Here is a 24,767-nt window from a genome sequence, read left to right on the forward strand (position 1 = left end):
GCAAAAAACGAACAAAATGGAAACAGCAGCAAAAGCAGAAAATATCAAGGAGATGAATAATACAGGTGAAACCTTATCTGGGGCAGAAATATTGGTTCGTAGTTTAATACAAGAAGGTGTTGATACCATGTTTGGATACATTGGTGGTGCTATCATGCCTGTTTACGATGCTTTATATGATTATCAGAAAGAACTAAAACATTATATGTCGCGCCATGAGCAAGGAGCAACTCATAGTGCTCAGGCTTATGCCAGATTGACAAAAAAACCAGGTGTTTGCTTTACGACTTCGGGACCGGGAGCAACAAACCTATTGACTGGTTTGGCTGATGCTTATTTGGATTCGACTCCAATGGTTGTAATAACCGGACAGGTTCCTAGTGGTTTATTGGGATCAGATGCATTCCAGGAAACCAATATGGTTGGACTTTCGATGCCAGTTACCAAATGGAATTTCCAAATCACGAAAGTGGAAGAGATTGCAGAGGTAATGGCAAAGGCATTTTACATTGCACGCACAGGACGTCCAGGACCAGTATTGATTGATATCACCAAGGATGCACAGGTACAGAAAGCTGAATACAAGTATGAAAGATGTAAAGGAATTCGTTCGTACCAGCCGGTACCAAAGCTAAATATGGATGAGATATTGGCGGCAGCTGAACTGATTAATTCTGCCAAGAAACCAATGATACTTGCAGGGCAGGGAATTTTATTGTCGGGAGCAGAGCAGGAGTTGATGGAGTTTGCTGAAAAGATACAAACACCAGTTGCTTGTACTTTATTGGGCTTGTCTTCATTTCCTACTGATCATCCATTGTATGTTGGAATGTTGGGAATGCACGGGAACTACGGTCCTAATATGAATACCAATCAATGTGATGTTTTGATCGCGATTGGAATGCGCTTCGATGATCGTGTAACTGGAGATACATCGAAATATGCCAAGCAAGCAAAAATTGTTCATATCGATATTGATAGATCTGAGCACAACAAAAATATAAGTGTTGATGTTCCGGTATTGGCAGACGCCAAGCAGGCATTAACAGAACTGAATAAAGTGGTAAGTGGTTCTGAGCGTGAGGAATGGATGCAGTCTTTCAAAGATTATTACCAATTGGAGTATGAAAAGGTAATTGAAAAGCAAACGCACTCATCTCGCGAGAGAATTAATATGGCTGAGGTAATTGATTGTTTGTCGGAAAAAACAAATGGTGAGGCAGTACTTTGTACAGATGTAGGACAGCACCAAATGACAAGCGCAAGGTATTACAAGTTCAAGAACCCGAATACACAGGTTACCTCTGGTGGATTGGGAACCATGGGCTTTGGTATGCCGGCAGCAATTGGAGCTCAAATTGCAGATCCAAATGCAACCGTTGTTTCGGTTTCGGGCGATGGTGGTTTCCAGATGACCATTCAGGAATTGGCAGTAATTCGCCAGTACAAATTGCCGGTTAAGTCGATTGTATTGAACAATTCATTCCTTGGAATGGTACGCCAGTGGCAGGATTTATTCTTTGAGCAACGATTCTCATACACAGAGATGGACAATCCTGATTTTGTGAAAATTGTAGAAGGATACGGCATTAAGGCAAAAAGGGTAAGCAAGCGTGAAGAATTGCAGGATGCGATTCAGGAGATGATTGATTTTCCAGGAGCTTTCTTCCTTGAAGTGGTTGTAGAAACAGAAAGCAATGTATTGCCAATGATCGCTCCAGGAGCTGCTGTATCTGAAATGAGACTGGAATAATTAGTAATTAAGAATTAATAATGAGTAATAAAAGAGTGATTATAAGATCTGTAAATAATCTAACTACTTAATACTAGTTACTAAATACTAAAGAAAATGAAAGAATATACAATAACGGTTTTTTCCGAAAATAATATAGGATTGTTGAATGAGGTAACAATAGTTTTTTCTCGTCGAAAAATAAATATTGAAAGTCTTACTGTTTCAGAATCTGAAGTAAAGGGAGTATCGCGCTATACCATCGTAGTTTTTTCTGATGAAAAGAAAATTGAGAATGTGGTTCGACAACTGGAAAAAATCATAGGCGTATTTAAGGCGCTTTATTTTAAAGCAGAAGAAATCGTTCATCAGGAGGTGGCGCTATTCAAGATTGCCAACTCTCCGAAACTGAATGGGAATCTTGAAGCCTTGATTCGTAGACAGAATGCCAAGATATTAACTGTAAATCCGGACTTTTTGGTGATTGAGCGAGTAGGATACAAAGCAGAGAATCAAGAGTTGTTCAATGAGTTGGAACAATATGGTGTACTGCAGTTTGCAAGATCAGGAAGAGTAGCAGTCTCTTGTCAGAAAAAAGAGTTTACAAGTTATCTAAAAGAGTTATCGCACTAACTAAATTAAAGCAGACATAAAAATCTGCAACATACAGAATATCTAATATTATTTAACCAGAATAAAAAATTTAAAAAATGGCAACAATTAATTTTGGCGGCACAGAAGAACAAGTAGTAACTCGTGAAGAATTTCCATTGGAAAAAGCTCGCGAAGTATTAAAAGAGGAAACCATTGCAATTATTGGTTATGGTGTACAAGGGCCAGGTCAGTCATTAAACCTAAAAGATAACGGCTTTAATGTAATCATTGGTCAGCGTAAAGAATCAAAAACTTGGGATAAGGCCGTAGCCGACGGTTGGGTTCCGGGAGAAACTCTTTTCGAAATTGAGGAAGCTTTAGAGAAGGCAACTATCATTCAATATTTGCTTTCGGATGCTGGACAGATTGCTGTTTGGCCAACCGTTAAGAAATATTTGACTCCAGGGAAAGCATTGTATTTCTCACACGGATTTGGAATCACATATAAAGAACGTACAGGTATCGTTCCACCAGAAGATGTTGATGTAATCCTGGTTGCACCTAAAGGATCAGGAACCAGTTTGAGAAGAATGTTCCTGGAAGGTAGAGGTTTGAATTCATCTTATGCAATTTTCCAGGATGCAACAGGAAAAGCTTTCGATAGAGTGGTTGCATTGGGTATTGGTGTTGGTTCAGGTTACCTTTTCGAGACTACATTCAAGAGAGAAGTATACTCAGACCTAACAGGTGAGCGTGGTACATTGATGGGATGTATTCAAGGTATTTTTGCAGCCCAGTATGAAGTTCTTCGTGCCAATGGTCACTCTCCATCAGAAGCTTTCAATGAAACGGTTGAGGAATTGACTCAAAGTTTGATGCCATTGGTTGCTGAGAACGGTATGGACTGGATGTATGCAAATACTTCAACCACTGCACAACGTGGAGCTTTGGATTGGTGGAAGCCTTTCCGCGATGCAACCAAGCCTGTTTTCGAAAAACTATACAAAGAAGTTGCTGCTGGTAATGAAGCTCAACGTTCTATCGACTCAAATAGTGAAGAGAACTACCGTGTGAAGTTGGAAGAAGAATTGAAGGAATTACGTGAAAGCGAAATGTGGCAAGCAGGAACAGCTGTTCGTAAGCTTCGTCCAGAAAATAATTAGTGTAGTTAGGTAAAGTAGTTATTGTGTGAATGGAAGGGTGAATTGATTGCATTTTTACTTTTTCCATTTACATGATCACTCAAAATTCACTCTTTAAAACAGCTTGAAGATCCCATATTTAGACTTGTTGAAACGAGGCTTAATTGAAAGTAAATGAGTTAAGTATGAGTGAGGGTTCAGCAAGAAAAATAAAATTGGATCGCTTTGAATATCGTAGCTTGTTGAGATAAATTGTTTTCTCTCATTCTTATAAGTTCTTAGGTTTGTTGCAGAATAAAAACAACAACAAAAACATTAACACAGAAACAAAAAGATGATGTACGCAAGTTCATTAATTATTGGTTTAATTCTCATTCTTGATCTCATTATTATTAAAAGATCGAGTAGGAAGACTGTGTTATAATCTGAGAAAGATAAAATGATCATAATGCAAAGTTCTTCCAAGATGGAGGAACTTTTTTTTTTACAACAAAAACTAACGAAACGGGTGAAAGATTATTGATAGAATAATTTTTTAACAGTTTCACTATTAACCAAGTTATCAAAACACGAAAGAAATGAGTGACAAGTTATTTATTTTCGACACAACATTGCGCGATGGTGAGCAAGTGCCGGGTTGCCAATTGAATACTATTGAAAAGATTGAAGTGGCAAAAACACTTGAGGCATTAGGTGTTGATGTAATCGAAGCTGGCTTTCCGGTTTCAAGTCCAGGGGATTTTCAGTCGGTCGTCGAGATCGCTAAAGCAGTAAGCAATCCAACCATTTGTGCGTTAACACGTGCAGTTGAAAAAGATATAGACGTTGCTGCTGAGGCGCTCAAGTTTGCAAAACGAGGAAGAATCCACACAGGAATAGGAACTTCACCATATCATATCAAATCGAAATTAAATTCGAATCCCGATGAAATTCTTGAACGTGCAGTTCGTGCCGTAAAATACGCAAAGCGATATGTTGAGGATGTTGAGTTTTATGCAGAAGATGCAGGTAGATCGGACAATGAGTATTTGGCCAGAGTAGTTGAGGCGGTAATTGCTGCAGGTGCTACGGTAATTAATATTCCTGATACTACAGGTTACTGTTTGCCCGCTGAATATGGTGCTAAAATCAAATACTTGATGGAGAATGTGTCTAACGTTCACAAGGCGATTCTATCTACTCACTGTCACAACGACTTGGGAATGGCAACAGCCAACTCATTAAGTGGTGTGATCAACGGAGCTCGCCAGGTCGAGGTAACCATCAATGGGATAGGGGAACGTGCTGGAAATACTTCTCTGGAAGAAGTTGTGATGGCTGTTAAAACGCATCATGATTTGCCATTGCATACCGATATCAATACCAAGGAAATTTATGGAGCAAGTCGTTTGGTATCCTCATTAATGAACATGCCGGTACAGGCCAACAAGGCAATTGTAGGTAGAAATGCATTCGCTCACTCTTCAGGAATCCACCAGGATGGAGTTTTGAAAAACAGAGAGAACTATGAAATTATTGATCCGGTTGAAGTTGGTATTCAGGAATCAGCAATTGTATTGACAGCTCGTAGTGGTCGTGCAGCTTTAAATCACCACTTGGAACAAATGGGTTACAATTTGACGAAGGAAGAATTGGATGAAGCCTATTCTAATTTCTTGGTGATGGCCGATCAGCGTAAGAATTTGAGCGAGAAAGACCTTGCTGAATTGATGGGTGAAAAAGAGAATTTGGACAAAACGGTAGAATTGGAATTGTTGCAGGTTGTTTCCGGTAAATCAACCATTCCAATGGCAACGGTTCACCTTAAAATTAAAGGAGAAAGTTGTGCGGCAACTGCCGAAGGTAATGGCCCAATCGATGCTTGTTTCAATGCAGTGAAGAAGTTGATCAAACAAAAATTCACCTTGGGAGAATTCTTGGTGCAGGCCTTAACCCGGGGAAGTGATGACCTTGGAAAGGTACACGTTCAATTAGAGCACAATGGTAAGGTAGTATACGGCTTTGGTGCCAATGTAGATATCATTACCGCTTCGGTTGAAGCCTTGGTAGATGCGCTTTCGAAAGTAGTTTACTAAATTAAATTTCCATGAGATTCTCACTTTCAGTGAGGCTCTCATTAAAATCAATACTGAATAATTGGTAATCTCACATGAAGTGAGAATACCAAACCCAGAATGAAAAAATAACAAATGAGCCAATAGCGATATGCTAAAGGTTAAGAACTAAAAAGAAATGGAACCAAAAACATTATTTGATAAAGTTTGGGATGCTCACGTGGTTGAGAAGATCGAAGGAGGTCCTAGTGTATTGTATATCGATAAACACCTGATACACGAGGTAACAAGCCCACAGGCATTTGCTGGTCTTGAATCTAGAGGATTAAAAGTTTTTCGACCAGAGAAAACCGTTGCCACTCCTGATCACAATATCCCAACGGTAAATCAGCATCTGAAAATTGAGGATGAATTGTCAAGAAATCAGATAGAAACTTTAACTGCAAATTGCAAGAAGAATGATATTACCCTTTACGGATTGAATCATCCAAAGAATGGTATTGTTCACGTGGTTGGACCAGAATTGGGACACACGCAGCCGGGTATGACTATGGTTTGTGGAGATAGCCATACCTCTACACATGGTGCTTTTGGAGCTGTTGCTTTTGGTATTGGTACTTCGGAAGTTGAAATGGTATTGGCTACCCAGTGTATTCTTCAGCCTAAGCCTAAGAGAATGCGCATTACCATTGATGGTGAATTGCAAAAAGGCGTTACAGCTAAAGATCTTACCCTATATGTGATTGCTCAATTGGGAACAGGTGGAGCAACCGGATATTTTGTGGAGTATGCAGGATCTGCAGTTCGTAACTTGACCATGGAAGGCAGAATGACGGTTTGTAACATGAGTATTGAAATGGGTGCTCGTGGTGGAATGATAGCACCAGACGAAACCACTTTCGAATATGTAAAAGGTCGGGAGTTTGCCCCTAAAGGTGAAGATTGGGACAAAGCCGTTGCCAAATGGAAGGAATTAAAAACCGATGATGGAGCAGTATTCGATAAGGAATACACATATAAAGCAGAAGACATTGAACCAATGTTGACTTACGGTACAAATCCAGGAATGGGAACAGGAATTTCCGGCAACATTCCAACGGCTGAGGAAGTTGAAGCTTCCGAATTGCCTACCTTCAAAAAATCATTGGAATACATGGGCTTTGGTTTGGGTGATAAGCTGCTAGGCAAAAAGGTAGACTACGTATTTGTTGGAAGCTGTACCAATGGAAGAATCGAAGACTTAAGAATGTTGGCATCTCTTGTTAAAGGCAAGAAGAAAGCTGATTCGGTAACCGCATGGATTGTTCCAGGTTCCAAGCAAGTGGAAAAACAAGCTCAGGAAGAAGGATTGGTTGAAGTATTGGAAGAAGCCGGATTTGAATTGCGTCAGCCAGGATGTTCGGCATGTTTGGCCATGAACGACGATAAGATTCCTGCAGGAAAATATAGTGTTTCTACATCGAACAGAAATTTTGAGGGAAGACAAGGTCCTGGATCAAGAACTCTTTTGGCTAGTCCGCTAACAGCGGCAGCAGCTGCAGTTACTGGTGTAATTACCGATCCTAGAGAATTGTTTTAATAAAATATTTACAAATATTTTTTAGCTGAAGGCTTGTGGCTGGAAGCTAATCGCTTAAAAGATAAAAAAATGCCAATAGATAAATTTACCGTATTAGAGTCGAGTTATGTACCTCTTCCAATTGAGAATGTAGATACGGATCAGATTATTCCTGCACGATTTCTTAAAGCAACCAGTCGTGAAGGTTTTGGAGAAAACTTGTTTAGAGACTGGAGATTTGCTGCTGATGGATCAGAAAACAAAGACTTTGTATTAAATAACCCAAAATATTCAGGACAAATTCTAGTTGCAGGTAAAAACTTTGGAAGTGGTTCTTCAAGGGAACACGCAGCATGGGCTGTTCACGATTATGGATTCAAGGTAGTAGTTAGCAGTTTCTTTGCTGACATTTTCAGAAACAATGCACTAAACAATGGAGTGTTGCCAGTAATTGTATCTCCTGAATTTTTGAGCAAAGTATTTGCTGCAATTGAAGAAGATAGCAGTCAGAAACTGGTTGTGGATCTTGAAGAACAAAGTATATCACTAAATGGTGAGAAAGAGGAGTTTGAAATTAATCCTTACAAGAAGAACTGCTTGTTGAATGGATTCGATGATATCGATTATCTCCTGGATAAAAAAGAAAATATAGTAGAATTTGAGAAGGAGTAATTATAGATTATTCTTATTGCCACTCAAATTAAAAATACACAATCACAAATAAAATGAACGAACTGCGTAGCTTAGAGATAATGGATACCACCCTTAGGGATGGTGAGCAGACTTCGGGAGTTAGTTTTAATGCCGATGAAAAATTGGGTGTTGCTAAGCTCTTGTTGAAATCCGTTAAAGTAGATCGATTGGAAGTTGCTTCCGCGAGAGTATCAGAAGGAGAATTTCAGACGGTAAAACGAATTACTAAATGGGCCGAAGAAAATGGTATGATTGATAAAATCGAGGTACTTGGATTTATTGATGGGAAAGCTTCGTTGGATTGGATTTACAAAAGTGGTGCACGTGTAGTAAACTTGCTGTCGAAAGGTTCCTTAAAGCATTTACAGGGACAGTTGCGGAAAACTCCCGGGCAGCATGTTCAGGATGTAAAGGATGCGGTTGCTTACGCAGAAGAATTAGGCATAAAAGTGAACCTTTATTTGGAGGATTGGTCGAATGGAATGCTGACTTCGAGAGATTACGTTTGGTACCTTTTGGATGAATTGCAAAATGAAAACATTCAAAGATTCATGTTGCCTGATACTTTGGGAGTGATGAATCAGGTTCAGGCATTCGATTTTTGCTATGCTTGTCGCGAAAGATATCCAAAACTTCATTTCGATTTTCATGCCCATAACGATTACGATTTGGCTCTGGCCAATGTGTATTCATCGGTGTTGGCAGGTGTAAACGGAATTCATACCACGGTAAACGGATTGGGCGAAAGAGCAGGAAATGCACCTTTGGCCTCTGTTGTTGGAGTAATAAAAGATCACCTGTCACGACAAATCAATGTAAACGAGGAAAAGATCAATACGGTGAGTCGTATTGTTGAAACTTTTTCAGGTGTAAGAATTCCGGCCAACAAACCATTGGTAGGTGAGAATGTATTTACCCAAACTTGTGGAGTGCATGCTGATGGTGACTCCAAAGACGACTTGTACTTTAATCGATTAATGCCAGAGCGCTTTGGTCGTGAACGAAAGTATGCTTTGGGGAAAACATCCGGTAAGGCAAATATCAAGAAAAACTTGGAAGAGCTGGGAATGACACTGGAAGAGGAAACCATGAAAAAGGTGACTCAGAAAGTAATTGAACTTGGCGATAAAAAGGAAAGCGTTACCACTGAGGATCTTCCTTACATTGTTTCTGATGTTTTGAATCAGAGCATGGAAGAGATGCCAATTGTAATAAAGCATTATTCCTTGTCTTTATCGAAAGGGATGAGGCCTTTTGCATCGGTTAATTTGGAAATTAACGGACAGATGCACGAGGGAACCGCATCTGGCGATGGACAGTACGATGCTTTCATGAATGCAATTTGGTCGGTGTATGAGCAGCTGGGAAAAGATCGACCTGTGCTGAAGGATTATTTCGTAAGGATTCCTCCCGGAGGTAAAACCGACGCACTGGTAGAAACCTTAATTACCTGGGATTTTAATGGAAGAGAGTTTAAAACTCGTGGATTGGATCCCGATCAGGTGGAAGCAGCAATTAAAGCAACAGCTCGAATGTTGAACCTTTTGGAGCAACAAAACAATGTAGAATACAAAAAAATAAAAACAGAATAACTTAAAAACAATGGCTTACAAAATAGCAGTATTACCCGGAGATGGAATTGGTCCTGAAATTGTAGCGCAGGCAAAGAAAGTGTGCGATGCAATCACAAAGAAATTTGGTCACGAATTTGAATATACCGAGGCTTTGGTAGGAGCTACGGCAATCGATCAGGTAGGAGATCCTTACCCTGCCGATACGCATGAATTGTGTATGAATTCCGATGCAGTACTTTTTGGTGCAATTGGTCATCCAAAGTTCGATAATGATCCTTCGGCTAAGGTTCGTCCTGAGCAGGGGCTTTTGAGAATGAGAAAGACCTTGGGCTTGTATGCGAACCTTCGTCCGGTGAATACTTTTAAATCATTAATTCACAAATCACCATTGAAAACCGAGCTGGTTGATGGTGCTGATTTTATGTGCATACGTGAGTTGACAGGAGGGATTTACTTTGGTCGTCCGCAGGGAAGAAGCGAAGATGGACAAACGGCCTACGATTCTTGTGTTTATACAGCCGAAGAAATCGAGAGAATCATTCGATTGGGCTTTGAATATGCCGGAAAAAGAAGAAAAAAACTGACCATTGTTGATAAGGCAAATGTATTGGCCACTTCAAGATTGTGGAGAGAGATAGGACAGAAGGTTGCTCCTGATTATCCGGATATCGAAGTGGAATACATGTTTGTTGATAATGCTGCCATGCAGATTATTACCTGGCCAAAGCGTTTTGATGTAATGGTTACCGAAAATATGTTTGGAGATATTCTTACCGATGAGGCAAGTGTGATCTCAGGTTCTATGGGAATGTTGCCATCAGCATCGATTGGGGTTCATACATCTGTATTCGAACCAATTCACGGATCGTATCCACAGGCAGCAGGCAAGAACATTGCCAATCCTTGCGCAACCGTACTTTCTGCAGCCATGATGTTCGAATATGCATTTGGCATGATGAAGGAAGGAGCCTTGATTCGCGAAGCTGTGGATCAGTCGTTAGAAGCAGGTGTAGTTACCGAAGATATTGCCGATGGTAAGAAAGCTTACTCAACATCAGAAGTAGGTGATTGGTTGGCAGAATATATAGAAAAAGCGTAAAGAAAAAAAGCGAACAGCTAACAGCAGTCAGCGATCAGCCAAAAGAATGTGCTGAAAGCTGTTGGCTGACAGCTGTATGCTCTTTAATCAAAGGGGGAAAAGTGACAACAATAACAAAACATTATTATCCAAAAATGGCAGATATTGTGAAGGCCGGTCGAACGGTACAGGAAGTCGTGGAAAGCACTCCTGTATTGAAAAACATGAACCTGTCTGTAAAGTATGATGCCAATATCCGTTTAAAGCGTGAAGATCTTCAGATGGTAAGATCTTATAAAATAAGAGGAGCTTACAATAAGATTGCAGGCTTGAGCAAGGAACAACTCCAGAAAGGAATTGTTTGTGCCAGTGCTGGCAATCACGCACAAGGCGTGGCTTATTCTTGCAAGAAATTGGGCTGTTCAGGTGTAATTTACATGCCTGAAACAACGCCACGACAAAAGATCAAGCAAGTAAAAATGTTTGGTGGTGAGTTTGTTGAGGTAATTTTAACAGGAGATACTTTCGATGATGCTTCAAACAAAGCTTTGGCTGATGCGGAAGAACATGGCAAAACCTTTATTCATCCTTTCGATGATCCAAAAATTATTGAAGGACAGGGAACCATCGGTCTTGAAATCCTGCAAGATTGTCCTGATCCTATTGATTACATTATAGTGCCAATAGGTGGAGGAGGTTTGGCTTCCGGACTTGGGGCATGGATAAAGGAATTTAGTCCACAAACAAAAATTATAGGTGTTGAGCCTGAAGGAGCTCCATCGATGAAAACGGCATTCGAGAAAAAGGAAAATGTATCCCTGGAAAGTATCGATCGATTTGTGGATGGCGCTGCAGTGCAAAAAGTGGGAGACTTAACCTGGCGCATTTGCGAAAAGGTATTGGATGATGTTGTTGTGATTCCTGAAGGATTGATTTGTTCTACAATTTTAAGGTTGTATAACGAAGATGCGATAGTTGCGGAACCGGCGGGAGCATTATCGATTGCTGCTTTGGAATTGATATCCGATCAGATAAAGGGAAAGAATGTGGTTTGCATACTTAGTGGTAGCAATAATGATATCACAAGAATGGAGGAAATCAAGGAACGTAGTTTATTATACGAAGGTTTAAAGCACTACTTCATTGTTCGTTTCCCTCAACGATCAGGAGCATTAAAAGAGTTTGTAAATGATGTATTAGATCAAGGTGATGATATTACGCACTTTGAGTATTACAAAAAGCACAGTAGAGAAAAGGGACCGGCTGTAATTGGCATAGAAGTCCGTCAACCAGAAGATTTAAAGCGATTACAAGAGCGAATGGCGGAAAGAAACTTTGTGTTTGAGTACCTGAATGATAAGACTGATTTGTTTCAGTTCATAGTTTAATATTCAATGTTTATAACGATTAATAAGCGATACCTGTAAGTCAGATATCGCTTTTTTAATGTATAGTAAAACTACTGATTTAGTATCTTTAAAATAAACCCGTACATATCAGCTTTTTTTCTTAAGTGTCCATTTTTATTCATTGCACCATTGTGTCCTGCATCTTGTTCTACACGTAGCAATATTGGATTTGTTTGTGCTATACGATTCTGAAGCCTGGCAACAAATTTATAAGAATGAAAAGGAGGAACTCTGTCGTCGTTTTCTGATGTCATAACAAGCATCGAAGGGTAATTTACATCTTCTTTGATGTTGTGTAGTGGAGAATAGGATTTTAAATTTACAAAATCCAAAGAGTTTTGTACTGAACCAAATTCATCAATGTGAAAATTGCCTACCGAGAAATTTTCAAATCGTAACATATCCATTACACCTACTACAGGAACTACAGCTTTGTATAAATCCGGACGTTGTATAGCAGCTGCAGCAACCAATAATCCACCGTGAGAACTACCTTTAGCCGCTAATTTCTCAGAGCTGGTATATTTTTCTTTAATTAGGAATTCTGCAGCAGCATTAAAATCATCAATAGCATTTTGTTTATTTAGTCTGCGACCCGCCAAAGTCCACTTTTTCCCTAAATCACCACCACCTCTAACATTAGCATAGGCAAATACACCTCCTTTTTCAATAAAATAAACGATACCGGGGTCAAATTTTGGTTTGAATATTCTACCAAAACCACCATAAGCGCACAACATGCAGGGGTTATTACCATCTAACTTCAATCCTTTTTTATAAACCAAGGTTAATGGTACTTTTATACTGTCATTTACTGTATAATTTATTGATTTGGTTTCATAATTCTTAAAAGCAAAAGTTACGTTTACCGGATCACCATACTTTCTCTCAAATGTGCGGGTGTTAAAATGAAATGTTATGGCAGGTTTAGTTAGTTCTTGCAGTGTAAAAGTAATATCCTCTTCACCTTTTTCGCCATAAAATCCATTTACAGAACTTGATTGTGGCAATTCTAAACTATACAGTTGTTCTCCCGAGTATTTAAAAATTTTTAGAAGTGGAGTTTGGTTTCGTTGAAAAATAGTGATTAAGCGATCAGCTTTTGGTATGCATCTAAGCAATACACCATTCTTTATTGCAGGTACAATTTCTCTCCATTGATATGGATTGTATGGATCTATTTCAACAATAGAGCCCCCATTTGATCCTTTTGTTATTTTAGCAATGATTTTACCATTTTGACTATCCAATATATGTATGAAATTCTTTTGTTTCATTAATAATGGACGCAAGTAAGGTTGATCAGAGTTAAAATCAATGAAGAAATAATTACAATGAGTTTTGGTTTCTTCATATAAAAAGAAAAACCTTTCATTTGAACTTGTCATGAATCCAAAATGAACAGATGGATCTTTTCTTTTAAAAATTAGTTTGTCTTTATCTTGAGGATCACCCAGCTTGTGATAATAAATTTCCTCTCCGATGCTGGAATAAAACTCCCCTTTATTTGGGTATTTTTTGTAATAAAAACCATCTCCTTTCCATTCAGTAGATGAAAATTTCACTCCTTTAATGTGGTCAGAAAGTTTTTTTCCAGAAGGTAATGAAACAACTTTTATTTCTCTCCAATCGGTTCCATTTCTATTGATTGTGTATGCTAAAAGCTTTGAATCTTTAGAAGGGTGATAGCTGGTAATGGAAACTTTGTCACCTTTATTGTTATAATTAGGATCGATTAAGATTTGATCAACTTCATTGTATTTTTCGCCAATGTATAAACTTGCTGATGCCATACTGTTTCTTATAACTTTACGATAGAAGTATTTCCTTTTTTTAACTGCTTTCTTGCTTCTAACGTAACTGAATTTATCTAGTAGGCTTTTACAATTGTATTTTGCCGATGCTTTCGATAAAAACTTTCGTGATAATTTATTCTCTGCTTCAATCCATTTAACAGCACTATCACTTCTTACATTTTCCAGCCATCGGTAATTTTCAGTTACTATATATTTATTAAAAAAAGTATCTGCAACAGTATGTTTTGGGCAGAACGGATATTCTAAATTTTGAGCTTTTGTTGCCGAAAAGCTAAGTATTAGGGCAAGAACAGTCAAAACTTTTGTAATGGATTTAATCATTGTATAAAAGTTAATGTAAGTGTTTGTATTGTTAAGGAGCGACGAATTTAGGAAAAATCATTTTATTATGACAATAAAAATTATTAACTTTTGTCTGCCAATAAAATCAAAGAAAACCCTAACCTTAAACACATTTGTATGAATAATGAAGTTTCAAGAAGAGAGTTCATCCGAACAGGATCTGTCTCTCTTGCAGGAATGGCGATTCTTCCTTCCTTTCTAAGTTTTGGATGCAATCGATTAACAGAACAATCAGGACTAAATGAGTATCTGGAACATTTCGGAGTGAGCAAGGAAATGTTGCAAAAAGTAATGGCTGAAGCCTTATCGAGAGGTGGAGATTATTGTGATTTGTATTTTGAACACACCCTTTCGAACAATGTTGGCCTGATGGATAACGAAGTAAATCGTGCAGGTTCGAATATTGCTTATGGAGTTGGTGTAAGGGTATTAAAAGGTGACCAAACAGGATATGCTTTTTCTGAAGAAGTAAGTTTGGAAGCAATGCTTAAAGTTGCTAAAACTGCTGCAAGTATAGCAAATGAAAGCAAAGATTTCCCTTCTATCAATTTAAGTGAAAAAGTTAATCCAGATTACTACAAATTTAAAACTGCTTGGGAAGATGTATCCATCAAACAGAAAATCCCTTATCTACAAAAATTGAACGACAAGATTTTTGCTTTAGATGAAAAGGTGGATAAGGTTCAAGTTTACCTGAATGATGAATCTAGCTACGTATTGTTTGCCAACTCAGAAGGTATTATGAGTTGTGATTACAGACCAATGTTTAGTTTGTATGCTAGCGTAGTAATGATTGATGGAGACAAGAAAGAAGATTTTGGTTCATCTAGATCAATGAGAGTTGGTTTTGAATATCTAACTGAAAACTTACTGGATGAAGTTGCCAAAGAAGCTGTAGATGGAGCAAAAAGACAATTCTTGGCAGGAAAGCCTAAAGCTGGTGAAATGCCTGTTGTTTTAGCTGCTGGTAGTTCAGGTATTTTATTACACGAAGCTATTGGTCATGCATTCGAAGCGGATTTCAATCGCAAGGAAACTTCAATTTTCTCTGATAAAATGGGTAAGAAGATTGGTAAAGATTTCGTTACCATCGTTGATGATGGAACCAATCCAAATATTCGTGGTTCGGTGAATATCGATGATGAAGGAATTGATACACAAAAAACCAACTTGGTTACAGATGGAGTATTGACAAGTTATATTCATGATAGAATTAGTGCCAAGCATTATGGTGTAGATCCTACTGGAAATGGTAGAAGAGAATCTTTCAGATATGCACCTCTTCCTCGTATGAGAAATACTTATATGGAAAATGGTCCTCATACACAAGAGGAAATCATTGCTAGTGTAAAAGAAGGTGTATTTGTTGATTCATTCACCAATGGAGAGGTAAAAATTGGAGCTGGAGATTTTACATTCTATGTGAAATCAGGCTATTTAATTGAAAATGGAAAACTGACTCAGCCAATTAAGGATATCAACCTGATTGGTAATGGTCCGGAATCATTGGCTGAAATTGAAATGGTAGCCAACGATTTTAAAATGGACTGCAGTACCTGGACATGTGGTAAAAGCGGACAAGGCGTTCCTGTATCACTAGGATTACCAACAATAAAAGTATCGAAACTTACTGTTGGAGGAGTGAATGCATAGTTGTATTCTAGTATCATTTATCAATTAAAAAGAAGAATCAATGAAAGACAATAAAAAAATGGAATTGGCCCATTGGGCTTCCAAATATGCAAAGGAAAATGGAGCAAATGAAGTTTCAGTTTCTGTATACGACTCTAAACAATCTGATGTTGAGATTAGAGAACAAAAAATCGATAAAATTCAGGAATCAATCGAAAGTGGATTAAGTATTAAACTTTATGTGAATGGCAGATATTCAACGCATTCTACTAACCGATTGAACAAGCCTGAATTGGAAAGATTTATTAAAGAAGCTATTTTAGCAACCAATTATCTTGCTGAAGATAAATACAGATCTTTACCAGATCGTGATCTTTGCTACAATGGTGAAGAGCGTGATTTGAAACTCTCTGACTCAACCTACGATGCAGTTGATCCTCGTGAAAAGATTGAAGCTGCTATGAAAGTTGAAGCCGAAACCATTGGAATGGATGATAGAATTATTACTGTTTCTGGTTCCTATGGCGATGGATCATCACGAGGCTATATGGTGATGAGCAATGGAGTTGAGGGATTCAATGAGTCTACTTCTTTCTACGTAAGTGCCAGTGCTTCCATCAATGGAGGCGATAGCAGACCTTCAGCAGGTCATTATATGGCAACTCGTTTTTGGGATAAATTAAATCCTGAAGGAGTTGGAAAGTATGCTGTTGAGAGAGCTTTGCAGAAAATTGGAGCGAAAAAAATCAAATCAGGTAAAATGGATATGCTGATTGAAAATCGTTCTGTTGGTAGAGTATTCAGCTCTTTACTTCAACCACTGTATGGTTACAATTTGCAGCAAAAACGTTCCTTTATGGAAGGTAAAATTGGACAGAAGGTGGCTTCGGACGCCTTAACTATTATTGATAACCCATTTGTTGAATCGGGGCGTAATTCTCGCCTTTTCGACAGAGATGGATTGGCAGCTAAGGAAATGACTGTGATTGAAAATGGAATTCTCAAGACCTATTATATTGGTAATTATTACGGAAAAAAATTAGAGATGCAACCAACTAGTGGTTCACCGTCTAATTTAATTTTCGAAAAAGGAAGCAAAGATTTAAATGGCTTAACCAGAGAAATGAAAGAAGGTATTTTGGTTACTGGTTTTAACGGTGGTAACTCTAATCCTGCTACTGGTGATTTCTCTGTGGGAGTTGAAGGTTTCTATGTGAAAAATGGCGAGGTAATTCATCCAATTGCTGGAATGAACATTACAGGTAATCACAAAGAGATTTGGAATCAACTGGCAGCTGTAGGAAATGATCCATTAACCGATCGCTCATGGCAAACACCAAGTATGCTATTTGAAGGAATTGATTTTAGTGGATTGTAAAATATTGTTCTAAAAATTTAAATAGTAGGGTCTGTTGGGATTTTGTTCCGAACAGACCTATTTTTGTAATGCGAAATGATCAAACTGATTTTAATTTAAAAATATGTACTCAAAGCAATTCATCTTACTATTTCTGATTCTCTTATCATTTACATCTTATTCAAATTCTATATTTCAAACTAGTAAAGAAAAGAATGTAAATTATTATCTGAATTTAAAGGATAGTATTGATGATGCAAAATGGAGGAAAATAAACTCAATTACTGCTTCTGTAAATCGATTAAACAAGAAAGTAAACTTAGAAGATCAATACCATTTATTTTCAAGTTTAAGCAAAGAGTATGAATATTTCGTTTATGACTCTGCTTTTCATTATGGGAATAAGTCTTTACAAATGGCTTATCAGTTAAAAGACGCAGAGAAAATTGCAGAATCTAAATCGAATTTGGCACTGGTTTTACTGTTAAAAGGTTTATACAAAGAAACCATTGATACCATACAAACCATAAGAGGGCAAGATTTGCCTAATGAAAAAAGAATTGAATTTTATGCCGTAGCATATCGTGCATATTATGATTTGGCAAATTCTCGGTGGGGATATTATTCACCAAAGTATAGGAAATTAGGAGATCAGTATGTTGACAAAATTGAGAAGGAGGGAAAAAACAACTTTTTTCATTATAATTTGGCTCTTGCATTAAAAAATCTAAACAATCAAAAGGATGAGCAGGCAGTAAAATATTACACTAAAGTAATGAAAGGCTTAAAACTCGATCCTCACCAAATGGCAATATGTCAGAGTGGTATGGGAGTTGCTTTAGCGAGATTAGGAAAAGCAGATGAGGCAAAAAAAGCCATCGAAAAAGCGGTAATTGGAGATGTGTTATCGGCTACTAAAGAAACATTAGCTTCCAAAATTTTGGCTGAGATTTTGTTTTACGAAGGAGATCTTGAAAAGGCTAATAAACTAATTGAGCAGGCAAGAAAAGATGCTGAATTTTATGGTAGTGATGTACGCAGGTTGGAAATATCTTTCATACAACCTGATATTGATGCAGCTGTTGTTGGAGAGTTGGAGAAAGAAAAAAAGCAGGTTGTAATCATTGGTATTGTTATTTCGGTGCTGCTAATTGTAATTATTATACTGGCAATTGTATTCTTTAAACAGCTACAAGAGTTAAAAAAGGTTAGAAAGGAAATTGGAGAGCGCAACGAAAACCTTAGAATAGTAAACGAAAGTTTAAGAGAGGTAAGTAGAATTAAAGAGGAGTATGTTGGGTATTATTTTAATTTCAGTTCTCAGTTTATTGAGAGAATGGAAGGTATGAAAAAGGCCATATCCCGACAGTTAATGACAAAGCAATACGATGCGATTGAATCGGAATTAAAAAATTACAATCCCAAAAAAGAACGGCAATTGCTATTCGAAGATTTTGACAGAATTTTCTTAAAACTGTTTCCTGATTTTGTGAAGCGATTCAATTTGTTGTTTGAAGAATCCGAAAGGATAATTTTAAAAGATTCTCATTGTCTAAATACAGATTTAAGAATATTCGCTTTAATAAGATTGGGTGTTAACGATAATGAAAAAATAGCAAGTATTTTAAACTTCTCCGTAAATACAATTTATACCTACAAAACGAAAATTAAGAACAGATCACTCATTTCAAATGATGAATTCGAGGCGAAAATCATGGAAATTAAGTCGGTTTAAACGGATATTTGATCTATATGCCATCTATATTTTGCAGTGTCTTGTTTTGGTGTAAGTGTTATATTATCAGGCTTTAGTATTTTTGTTGCTGTGTTTGGTTTCTATATTTTGGGTTTGTTTTTAGATATTGATTAACTTCTACTGTTATTTTGAAGTCGAAGAAAACAGATTAACTAAATCAATAAACTCAGCAATGAAAATTAAATCAATTCAAAGTTTGTTAATTGGTTGTTTGATGATTTTTGCATCATGTACCAATGGGAAAATGACAACCAAGGTATCATCGCCAGATGGTAAAATTGGTGTTGAAGTGAGTATGGTAGAAGGTCAGGCTACTTACCAGGTTTCGTTTAATGGTAAGCCAGTAATTGAGCCTTCATCAATGGGATTTGACTTGAAGAACATGCCAGCCATTGAAAAAGGTTGGAAAATTGTAGATTCTGAAAGTTCATCTAGCGATTCAAGCTGGGAAATGCAATGGGGAGAGAAACGAGTTGTAATTGATCAGTTTAATCAATTAAAACTGAGTTTGGAGGAACAACAAGCTCCAAACAGAAAAATGAACATCGTATTTAAAGTGTATAACGATGGTTTAGGTTTTCGTTATGAATTCCCTGAGCAAGATGCGATGAAGGAAGTATTGATTACTGAGGAAAATACTCAATTTAATTTGACTGGAGATCATAAAACATGGTGGATTCCTGGTGATTGGGATATTTATGAGCATTTGTACCATACCACAATGTTCTCGGAAATTGATGCTACAAAATTGAGAAATCATGCAAGTTTAGCGCAAACATCAATTCCTAATAATGCGGTAAATACTCCTGTTTCAATGAAAACAGATGATGGTGTTTACTTAAGTTTTCACGAAGCAAACTTGACAGATTATTCTGGAATGACCTTGAAAGTGAACAAAGATGAATTGATGTGGGAATCCTGCTTGGTTGGTTCATTAAATAACGATTACAAAGTAAAACGTAGCGTTCCGTTTAATACCCCTTGGAGAACCATTCAAATTGCTGATAAAGCAGGGGATTTAATTGAATCAGATCTGATTGTAAATTTGAACGAACCAAATAAAATTGGTAAGGTAGACTACTTTAAGCCAATGAAGTATGTAGGTATCTGGTGGGACATGCACTTGGGAACCAAAACCTGGGATAAAGCAAGTGGACGCCATGGTGCTACTACCAAATATGCAAAAGAATTAATTGATTTCGCATCAGAAAATAATCTTGGAGGTATTTTGGTTGAAGGTTGGAATACCGGATGGGAACATTGGATTGGTTTTGAGGATCGTGAAGGTGTTTTTGATTTCGTAACACCTTATCCTGATTACGATTTAGCCGAAGTGGTTCGTTATGGAAAATCAAAAGGTGTTGAGTTAATTATGCACCACGAAACATCGGCTGCTCCACGTACTTACGACCAGCAAATGGATACAGCATACCATTTAATGAACTCACTGGGAATTCATTCAGTGAAAACTGGTTATGTGGGTAAATTAATTCCTAAAGGAGAATTCCATCACGGACAATGGATGGTGAACCACTACAGAAGAGCCTTGGTTAAAGGAGCAGAGAACAAGATTGCTATTAATGCTCACGAACCAATTAAAGCAACAGGTTTACGTCGTACTTACCCAAATGCGATTGCAAGAGAAGGTCTTCGCGGACAAGAATTTAATGCTTGGTCTTCTGATGGAGGAAATCCGGCAGAACACTTGCCAATCGTTGCGTTTACACGTATGTTATCAGGACCTATTGATTACACACCAGGTATTTTTAATATCAAATTGGAACCATATAAAAAAGAGAATCAGGTAAATACAACTTTGGTTCATCAATTGGCTTTGTATGTTGTAATTAACAGTCCAATTCAGATGGTGCCTGACTTGATTGAAAGTTATAAAGGAAACGATGCATTCCAATTTATCCGTGATGTTGCTGTAAACTGGGAACAAACAAAAGTATTAAATGGTGAGATTGGTGATTTTGTTACCATCGCACGTCAGGACCGTGAATCGAATAATTGGTTTGTAGGTGCTATTACCGACGAAAATGCTCGTGATATGAAAGTTGCTCTGGATTTCTTGCCAGCAGGTAAAAAATATATGGCTACTCTATATACGGATGGTGACAATGCACATTGGGATAAAAACCCTACTGAATACAAGATTGAAAAGATGGAAGTTGATAACACTTCTGAATTGAACCTAAAATTAGCTGCAGGTGGTGGAGCTGCAATTAGTCTGATTGAAATGAAGTAGTTTTTAATACTCTTTTTATTAAAAATATTATTTCGAGTATTATGCCGATAGACATTTGATATTGAGTATAAAGCTTTACGCAAATCGGAAATAAATCATTTTAAGTGGTATTCTTCTCGGAGGATGCCACTTTTTTTGTAGCTTCACTACATCAATTTTTTAATTGAGATCCTTAATTCACAAATACTAGTAACATGCTAAAAATCAGATTGAGAATTGGTGTATTGTTCATCGTTCTTATGAGCATTATTGGAAGTGCTCATGCAAAAGAGGATGTTCGTTTATTACGATATCCTGACATTAATAACAATTTAATCGCATTCGTGTATGCTGGCGATATTTGGACTGTAGATTCAAAAGGTGGCGATGCAACACGTTTAACTTCTCATATGGGAATGGAATTGTTCCCTAAAATTTCTCCAGATGGAAAATGGATTGCCTTTTCAGGAGAATACTCAGGAAGTCGTCAGGTGTATGTAATGCCTGCAACAGGAGGTACTCCAAAACAGTTAACTTATTACAATTCGGTGGGTTTAATGCCACCACGTGGAGGTTTTGATAATGTTGTTTTGGACTGGACACCAGATAGTAAATCTATCCTGGTACGTATGAATCGTACTGCTTTTGGTGAAAGAAATGGTAAATACTTTAAAGTTGGTATTGATGGAGGAATGGAAGAAGAACTTCAAATTCCAGAAGGTGGATTTGGTGTATTTTCGCCTGATGCCACTAAAATGTGTTTTGCCCCAATTAGCCGTGAATTTCGTACTTGGAAGAGATACAAGGGAGGACGAGCAGCAGATCTTTGGATTTACGATTTAGAGAAGGATCAATCGGAAAGAATTACGAAGTTTGTTGGTTCCGATCAAATTCCTTCATGGTACAAGAATGCCATTTATTTTGCTTCTGATCGTGATTTGAAACTGAATATTTACAAGTATGATGTAAATAGTAAGAATTTGACTCAAATGACACATCACAAGAATTTTGATGTGATGTGGCCATCGGGAGAGAATGGACAAATTGCCTATGAAAATGGAGGGCAACTATACAAATTAAATCTTGAAACAGGTAAGGAAGAACGCGTAGTTGTAAATATCAATTTTGATAATCCAAACACATTGCCATTCTACAAAAATGTGAAAGGATTCATTGAGAATTGGGCTGTTTCCCCTTCTGGAAAACGTGCTTTATTCGATGCTCGTGGTGATATTTTCTCTGTTCCGGCTAAAAATGGATCTACAATTAATTTAACGCAAACACAAGGCGTTAGAGAAATGTCGCCAAGCTGGTCACCAAATGGGAAATACATTTCATATTACTCTGATGCTACAGGTGAGTATGAAATCTATTTATTGGAAAATAAGAAAGGAGCCAAGGCAAAACAAATTACCAAAGGATCTTCTTCTTGGATGTATCAACCAAAGTGGACTCCGGATAGCAAGCATATGGTTTTCTTCGATCGCAGTTTAAAATTGAAGTTGGTTAATGTTGAAACTGGAGAATTAAAAGTAATTGATAAAGCAGAGAGAAATGAAATTAGAGATTTCTCGCTTTCACCAGATTCAGACTGGATTGCCTACGTAAAAGATAGCTCGAATGGGCAAGGTGCAATTTGGGTTTATCATGTTTCGACAGGGAAGAAACATGCTTTAACCAATGATACCTTTGGCGATTCTTCTCCTGTATTCTCTAAAGATGGAAACTTTATGTATTTCCTATCGAATAGAGATTTTAACCTTGATTTTTCAAGCTTTGAGTTCAATTACTTGTATAACAATGCAACTCGCATTTATGCAATGGCTTTAAAAGCTGATGGACCAAAATTATTCCCTCTAAAAAATGATGTAGAGGAGTACAAGGAGGAGGTGAAAGAAGAATCATCGAAGTCAAGGAAAAAAGCCAAAGGTGATGCTGCAAAAGAGCAGAAACTGAAGGTGAAAATTGATTTGGATGGCATTAACAATCGCATCGTTGCATTCCCAGTATCATCAGGAAACTACAGTGGGTTACAGGCTGTGGAAGATGGAATTTTGTACAGAACCAATGGTAGTTTGCACCACTACATGGTAAAGAAAGAAAAAGATGAGGTGATTTTGAAGTCTGTTTCTTCTTATGAATTGACAGCAGATGGAAACAAGATCATGTACCGTTCTGGAGCAACTTATGGCATTACAGATTTATCAAAAGCTCAGGCACCAAAGGCTGGAGCATTGGATCTTGATGATATGGAAATGAAGATTGATCCTGTTAAAGAATGGAATCAGATCTATACTGACGGTTGGAGAATCTTCAGGGATTATTTCTATGTAGAAAACATTCATGGTGTTGATTGGGCGAAAATTAAGGCTGATTATGAGCCGATGGTGAAAGACCTGGGACACCGTGCGGATTTGGATTACATTTTAGGTGAGATCATTTCGGAAACGAATACAGGTCATGCCTACGTGAACTATGGAGATTTTGAAAAAGTAAAATCAGTTCAAACTGGCTTATTGGGTGCAAAACTAAAAGCTGATTTGAAAAATGGTAGATATATCATTTCAAAAATTTACGATGGTGAAAACTGGAATTCATCTCGTCGTTCCCCTTTAACTGAGCAAGGTGTTAATGTGAAAGAAGGTCAGTACTTAATTAGCATTAATGGACATGATGTTACTACCAAGGTAAATCCATACTTGTATCTTGAGAATATGGTTGGTAAGAGCGTTGAGATTACTGTTAATTCTACTCCAAGTGCTGCGGGGGCTAAGACTTATACCATTAAACCAATTGCTAGCGAATTGGAGTTAATTTACCTGGACTGGGTGAATGAACGTCGAGCAATGGTTGAGAAATTATCAGGTGGAAAAATAGGATACATTCATGTTCCAAACACGGCTGTTGAAGGTAACCGTGAATTGCACAGAGGAATGTATGCATATCACGATAAAGAAGCATTGATTATTGATGACCGTTACAATGGTGGTGGATTTATTCCTGATCATATGGCAGATTTATTGGATCGAGATGTACTTTCATACTGGCACTTACGTGGATTGGAACCTTGGAAAACACCTGGTGTAGCTCACGATGGACCTAAAGCGATGTTGATTAACCATTACTCTTCATCAGGTGGAGATGCATTCCCATATTTCTTCCGCAAAAAAGGTTTGGGTAAACTAATTGGTACTCGTACCTGGGGAGGATTAGTAGGTATGTCAGGTAACGCAGGATTGGTTGATGGAGGTTATATTGCCGTTCCTCGTTTCGGTATTTTCGATGAAAACCAAAATTGGATTATCGAAGGAGTGGGTGTTTATCCTGATTTCGAGGTGTACGATGAACCGCATTTGATTGCGAAAGGAATTGATCCTTGTATTAAAAAAGCTGTAGAAGAGTTGTTAAAAGAACTGGAAAGTCAGCCAGCTAAGAAAAAAGTTACTCCACCTGCTGATCCTAACCGATCGGAGTGGATTGAAGAAGATATCAAATAGTAAGTATATCAATATTAGTAGAAGGAGCATCAAATCTGATGCTCCTTTTTTATAATCAAAATTAGGGATTGATGTATAGTTTAGATTAGATCTATATTGAAGGTTAACAGAAGTGATAAGTTTATGAAAATAAATGCGACTTTATTTGAAGAAAAGTGAATGTTCTAGAAGCTTTTGCGAGGAATTTACATTTGGATTTATATTGTAAAGATTAAGTCATCTAATTGTTAAAAAATGCAAATAGAATTGTTAAATAACTATTTCTTTCGTTAATTTATAATGTATTTACATTTATGTTGGAT

The 24,767-nt window shown here is 37.5% G+C and carries 15 protein-coding genes; 14 read left to right on the forward strand and 1 reads right to left on the reverse strand.

All coding sequences use genetic code 11. The features are described from left to right. The first annotated feature begins 16 nt into the window (after positions 1–16). The 9 genes from ilvB to ilvA all read left to right on the forward strand — a co-directional run bounded on the left by ilvB (position 17) and on the right by ilvA (position 11,813). Positions 17–1,753 carry a biosynthetic-type acetolactate synthase large subunit gene (ilvB, locus tag BXY64_RS05355; RefSeq protein ID WP_211334408.1) on the forward strand — a complete coding sequence of 579 codons (1,737 nt, stop codon included), beginning with the start codon at positions 17–19 and terminating at the stop codon, positions 1,751–1,753. A 96-nt stretch (positions 1,754–1,849) separates the two neighbouring features. Continuing rightward, entirely contained in the window at positions 1,850–2,365 is a 516-nt protein-coding gene (gene ilvN, locus BXY64_RS05360; protein ID WP_120238887.1) for an acetolactate synthase small subunit, read from the forward strand. 77 nt (positions 2,366–2,442) lie between these two features. Beyond that, the gene (ilvC, locus tag BXY64_RS05365; protein WP_120238888.1) at positions 2,443–3,489 is read left to right on the forward strand and encodes a ketol-acid reductoisomerase; all 1,047 of its coding nucleotides are present in this window, start codon (positions 2,443–2,445) and stop codon (positions 3,487–3,489) included. 557 nt (positions 3,490–4,046) lie between these two features. After that, a complete protein-coding gene (locus tag BXY64_RS05370; protein ID WP_120238889.1) occupies positions 4,047–5,543 on the forward strand; it encodes a 2-isopropylmalate synthase in 1,497 nt (498 codons plus the stop codon). Positions 5,544–5,700: 157 nt separating this feature from the next. After that, on the forward strand, positions 5,701–7,101 hold the full coding sequence (gene leuC / locus BXY64_RS05375) for a 3-isopropylmalate dehydratase large subunit (RefSeq protein WP_120238890.1): 1,401 nt from the start codon (positions 5,701–5,703) through the stop codon (positions 7,099–7,101). A 69-nt stretch (positions 7,102–7,170) separates the two neighbouring features. Further along, the gene (leuD, locus tag BXY64_RS05380; protein WP_120239762.1) at positions 7,171–7,752 is read left to right on the forward strand and encodes a 3-isopropylmalate dehydratase small subunit; all 582 of its coding nucleotides are present in this window, start codon (positions 7,171–7,173) and stop codon (positions 7,750–7,752) included. 53 nt (positions 7,753–7,805) lie between these two features. Next, complete coding sequence (locus tag BXY64_RS05385; RefSeq protein ID WP_211334409.1) at positions 7,806–9,365, forward strand: alpha-isopropylmalate synthase regulatory domain-containing protein; 1,560 nt, start codon at positions 7,806–7,808, stop codon at positions 9,363–9,365. Positions 9,366–9,375: 10 nt separating this feature from the next. After that, positions 9,376–10,446, forward strand: a complete 1,071-nt coding sequence (gene leuB, locus BXY64_RS05390; protein WP_120238891.1) for a 3-isopropylmalate dehydrogenase — start codon at positions 9,376–9,378, stop codon at positions 10,444–10,446. Positions 10,447–10,547: 101 nt separating this feature from the next. Beyond that, on the forward strand, positions 10,548–11,813 hold the full coding sequence (ilvA, locus tag BXY64_RS05395) for a threonine ammonia-lyase IlvA (RefSeq protein WP_211334410.1): 1,266 nt from the start codon (positions 10,548–10,550) through the stop codon (positions 11,811–11,813). 71 nt (positions 11,814–11,884) lie between these two features. Here the strand turns inward: ilvA and BXY64_RS05400 are convergent, their stop codons facing one another. After that, positions 11,885–13,972, reverse strand: a complete 2,088-nt coding sequence (locus BXY64_RS05400; protein WP_120238892.1) for a prolyl oligopeptidase family serine peptidase — start codon at positions 13,970–13,972, stop codon at positions 11,885–11,887. 138 nt (positions 13,973–14,110) lie between these two features. On the opposite strand from BXY64_RS05400, the gene BXY64_RS05405 reads away from it, so the two are divergent. The 5 genes from BXY64_RS05405 to BXY64_RS05425 all read left to right on the forward strand — a co-directional run bounded on the left by BXY64_RS05405 (position 14,111) and on the right by BXY64_RS05425 (position 24,465). Beyond that, entirely contained in the window at positions 14,111–15,646 is a 1,536-nt protein-coding gene (locus tag BXY64_RS05405; protein ID WP_120238893.1) for a TldD/PmbA family protein, read from the forward strand. Positions 15,647–15,686: 40 nt separating this feature from the next. Next, positions 15,687–17,003, forward strand: coding sequence for a TldD/PmbA family protein (locus BXY64_RS05410; protein WP_120238894.1), 1,317 nt, complete (start codon positions 15,687–15,689; stop codon positions 17,001–17,003). A 103-nt stretch (positions 17,004–17,106) separates the two neighbouring features. Next, entirely contained in the window at positions 17,107–18,717 is a 1,611-nt protein-coding gene (locus BXY64_RS05415) for a DUF6377 domain-containing protein (protein ID WP_120238895.1), read from the forward strand. Between the two features lie 193 nt (positions 18,718–18,910). Further along, on the forward strand, positions 18,911–20,989 hold the full coding sequence (locus BXY64_RS05420) for a glycoside hydrolase family 97 protein (protein ID WP_120238896.1): 2,079 nt from the start codon (positions 18,911–18,913) through the stop codon (positions 20,987–20,989). Between the two features lie 194 nt (positions 20,990–21,183). After that, positions 21,184–24,465 (forward strand): S41 family peptidase, encoded by a 3,282-nt coding sequence (locus tag BXY64_RS05425; RefSeq protein ID WP_120238897.1) that lies wholly within the window; start codon positions 21,184–21,186, stop codon positions 24,463–24,465. The last annotated feature ends 302 nt before the right edge of the window (positions 24,466–24,767 follow it).

It is taken from the genome of Marinifilum flexuosum (assembly GCF_003610555.1).
GTDB lineage: Bacteria > Bacteroidota > Bacteroidia > Bacteroidales > Marinifilaceae > Marinifilum > Marinifilum flexuosum.

Bases quoted from the DNA above. Each gene is read 5' to 3' on its own strand.
- ilvB (WP_211334408.1), top strand. From the start codon at position 17: ATGGAAACAGCAGCAAAAGCAGAAAATATCAAGGAGATGAATAATACA.
- BXY64_RS05425 (WP_120238897.1), top strand. From the start codon at position 21,184: ATGCTAAAAATCAGATTGAGAATTGGTGTATTGTTCATCGTTCTTATG.
- leuD (WP_120239762.1), top strand. From the start codon at position 7,171: ATGCCAATAGATAAATTTACCGTATTAGAGTCGAGTTATGTACCTCTT.
- BXY64_RS05420 (WP_120238896.1), top strand. From the start codon at position 18,911: ATGAAAATTAAATCAATTCAAAGTTTGTTAATTGGTTGTTTGATGATT.
- leuB (WP_120238891.1), top strand. From the start codon at position 9,376: ATGGCTTACAAAATAGCAGTATTACCCGGAGATGGAATTGGTCCTGAA.
- BXY64_RS05370 (WP_120238889.1), top strand. From the start codon at position 4,047: ATGAGTGACAAGTTATTTATTTTCGACACAACATTGCGCGATGGTGAG.
- BXY64_RS05400 (WP_120238892.1), bottom strand. From the start codon at position 13,972: ATGATTAAATCCATTACAAAAGTTTTGACTGTTCTTGCCCTAATACTT.
- ilvC (WP_120238888.1), top strand. From the start codon at position 2,443: ATGGCAACAATTAATTTTGGCGGCACAGAAGAACAAGTAGTAACTCGT.
- ilvN (WP_120238887.1), top strand. From the start codon at position 1,850: ATGAAAGAATATACAATAACGGTTTTTTCCGAAAATAATATAGGATTG.
- BXY64_RS05410 (WP_120238894.1), top strand. From the start codon at position 15,687: ATGAAAGACAATAAAAAAATGGAATTGGCCCATTGGGCTTCCAAATAT.
- leuC (WP_120238890.1), top strand. From the start codon at position 5,701: ATGGAACCAAAAACATTATTTGATAAAGTTTGGGATGCTCACGTGGTT.
- BXY64_RS05405 (WP_120238893.1), top strand. From the start codon at position 14,111: ATGAATAATGAAGTTTCAAGAAGAGAGTTCATCCGAACAGGATCTGTC.
- BXY64_RS05415 (WP_120238895.1), top strand. From the start codon at position 17,107: ATGTACTCAAAGCAATTCATCTTACTATTTCTGATTCTCTTATCATTT.
- BXY64_RS05385 (WP_211334409.1), top strand. From the start codon at position 7,806: ATGAACGAACTGCGTAGCTTAGAGATAATGGATACCACCCTTAGGGAT.